Raw genomic sequence first — 3,160 nt, forward strand, 5'->3', positions numbered from 1 at the left:
TCCGTTAACGAGTCTTTGATACTCGTGAATGAGTCTTTGAACTCCGTCAACGAGTTTTTGATACTCGTGAACGAGTCTTTGATACTCATGAACGAGTCTTTGAACTCCGTCAACGAGTCTTTGATACTCGTGAATGAGTCTTTGAACTCCGTTAACGAGTCTTTTATACTCGTGAATGAGTCTTTGAACTCCGTCAACGAGTCTTTGATACTCGTGAACGAGTCTTTGAACTCCATTAATGAAAAATATCTAACCATTCCTGAATTTACAGGGGTGAGCGTGTAGTAAAATTTGCTCACCTCCGTAAAGTGGAACATGGCTTTAGACTTCTCCGGTCAAAATCTCCAAGGACGCAACTTCAAAGGACAAGACCTTGCGGGTGCAAACTTTAGCTATGCCGACATCCGAGGGGCAAACTTCACCAATGCTAATTTAACAGGTGCGAACTTCAGCCATGCCAAAGCTGGACTGCAACGACGTTGGGTAATTTTCCTAGTCCTTGTCTCGTGGCTGTTGTCAGGACTGTCAGGATTTTTATGGGCTTTCAATGGTTACTTGGTGTCACTAATATTTGATTCCAAGTTAGACAATCAGATTGGCGGCTGGATTACCCTAATCGTATTAATTGTCTTTTTCTTCGTCACAATTCGCCAAGGAATAGCAGCTGGTTTAGGAGCCTTTGCCGTCACCATTGCCTTCCTCGTCGCCGCAGGTACAGGCAACGCCATCTTCATAGCCGGAGCCGCAGCTTTCGCTGTCGCCTTAGCTGTCGCCTTAGCCTTCGCTGTCGCCTTAGCCTTCGCTTTCGCCTTCGCCTTCGCTTTCGCCTTCGCTTTCGCCGGAGCCGGAGCCGTCGCCGGAGCCGGAGCCGTCACCATCGCCGTCGCCTTCGCTTTCGCCGGAGCCGGAGCCGTCGCCATCGCCGTCGCCTTCGCTTTCGCCGTCGCCGGAGCCATCGCCGGAGCCGTTGCCGGAGCCGGAGCTGGAACGTTATTTAATATCTACATTAGCTGGCGAGCTATGAAAGGAGACGAAAAACACTCCTTGGTTCGTAATATCGCTGTTACCTTTGCTGCAACAGGAGGTACAAGTTTTCGTGGCGCTGACTTAACCAATGCTGATTTCACCAAAGCCACACTCAAAAGCACAGATTTCCGAAACACTATTCTTATCTGTAGCCGTTGGCATCAAGCCAAAATGCTTGACCGTGTTCGTCCTGGCTCAACTTATCTGCAAAACTCACAAGTACGTCAACTGCTGATTACAGGACAGGGACAGGATAAAAATTTTTACCGTGAAAACCTGCGGGGTATCAACTTACAATCAGCAAATTTAGCAGATGCCAGCTTTATTGGCGCTGATCTCAGTGAAGCTAATTTGCAAGATGCCGATTTGTCAAGAGCAAAGCTGAAGCAAACACAACTAGACGACACAGATTTAACAGGTGCAACACTCACCGGCGCGTACATTGAAGATTGGGGGATTACAAATACAACTAAATTGCATGGGGTGAGGTGTGAATATGTCTTCATGCACTTTCCCACCAAAGAAGACCCCGACCCTCTCCGTAAACCTGATAATAAACAAGAGAAATTTGCAATCGGCGACTTTGCCGACTTTATCAAGCCAATTTTTGACACCCTCGACCTATACCATAATCAAGGCGTTGACCCCCGCGCTGTTGCCATTGCTTTCAAAAACCTTGCCGAAAACCATCCCGAAGCTGAGTTAGAAATCGTGGCAATGGAGAAACGCGGCGATGATAAAATCTTGCTCAGAGCCAAAACCGCAGCAGGTAGCGATAAATCTCAACTGAGTGCAGAATATTTTGATGATTATAATCAACTCAAAGCTTTATCCCAGAGTCAGCAATTATTGCTGGTAGCAAAAGATAGTTATATTAGTGATTTAAAAAATATGATCACAACTGCACTTGGGCATCCTAAATCTTATACACAAGGAAATACCATCATGTCTGATATCAGCGGCATCAACATTCAAGGCAGCAGTAATGTCAGCGGTATCGCTGGGAATAGTTCTGTTGCTAATCTGGGAACCATCAGCGGTAATGTAAGTATTGCCCTCACTCAGTTACCTGATTCACCGGATGCCGAGAAACCGGGAATTAAAGAATTATTGTCGCAGTTGCAAGATGCAATCATACAATCCACATATTTGCCAGAAGAAGAGAAAGCTGAAGCGCTGGAACAGGTGAAGACTTTGGCAGAAGCGGGGAAAAATCCTCAAGAATCCACTAAGCAGAAGACGGCAAAAACGGCAATCACCATGTTGAAAGGGATATTTACAGGCTTACCTGCTGTTGCTTCGCTAGTTGAAGCGGGTAATAAATTATTGCCTGCGATCGCAAAACTATTCGGTTTGGGATAATTTAACGTGAGTTCAACAAACCTCTCCCTGTCTTGAACTAAAGTTCAATTTTCTCTCCGACGGGTAAGAGGGAGGGTTTTGCGTACAATATTTGTAGGTTGGGTTGAACCAAGTGAAACCCAACAAACCACGAAAAATGTTGGGTTTCGTTCCTCAACCCAACCTACACTGGTTTTGGTTTTTGGCTTTAACCCAAGCGTATTAAAGTCTTTCCCTCTCCGACTCGGAGAGGGACGGTTTTGCGTAGTAAAACCAGGGAGAGGTCTTTTTATTCAGCTACTTTCTCCATTCTCAGGTAGTTTTGGAATGTAGAGTTTAGTTTTTCCAAAATGTCTTTAACTGAAGAAATCCTTTCCCAATTACCGGGCGATGTTTTAGGAGGGTTGCGCCAAGGCGATCGCATCCTCACATCTGTGCGCGAAAACACCGCACCTATCCCAACGTTAGTTAAAGAAAGTCAACAGCCTTTGGGCGTCGTAGACTTCGATGTAGTTATCTGCGGTGGCACTTTAGGCATTTTAATTGGTTGCGCCTTGGCGGTGAAGGGACTGCGGGTGGCGTTGATGGAACGGGGAATTTTGCGGGGAAGGGATCAAGAGTGGAATATCTCTCGGAAAGAATTAGATGTGTTTGTGGAATTGAACTTGCTAACTGAGGAAGAATTAGCAACTGCGATCGCCACTAAATATAACCCAGCGCGAGTTAGTTTTGCTGGCGGTACAGAAGTTTGGGTAGAGGATGTCTTGAATATCGGTGTAGATCCGGTTTATCT

Annotated in this window: 1 protein-coding gene and 1 pseudogene; both read left to right on the forward strand. The window is 46.0% G+C overall.

Features of this window, described 5'->3' with window-relative positions; genetic code table 11:
• Nucleotides 1-315: 315 nt before the first annotated feature.
• Nucleotides 316-2,388 (forward strand): pentapeptide repeat-containing protein, encoded by a 2,073-nt coding sequence (locus Q0541_RS04010; protein ID WP_298905867.1) that lies wholly within the window; start codon nucleotides 316-318, stop codon nucleotides 2,386-2,388.
• 329 nt (nucleotides 2,389-2,717) lie between these two features.
• Nucleotides 2,718-3,160: pseudogene (locus Q0541_RS04015) on the forward strand (FAD-binding oxidoreductase); the annotation flags it as partial.

Origin of the sequence: uncultured Nostoc sp. (genome assembly GCF_937863485.1) — a bacterium.
Classification (GTDB): domain Bacteria; phylum Cyanobacteriota; class Cyanobacteriia; order Cyanobacteriales; family Nostocaceae; genus Nostoc.

Excerpts from the sequence above, each read along its gene's own strand:
- Q0541_RS04010 (WP_298905867.1), top strand. The coding sequence starts at position 316 with ATGGCTTTAGACTTCTCCGGTCAAAATCTCCAAGGACGCAACTTCAAA.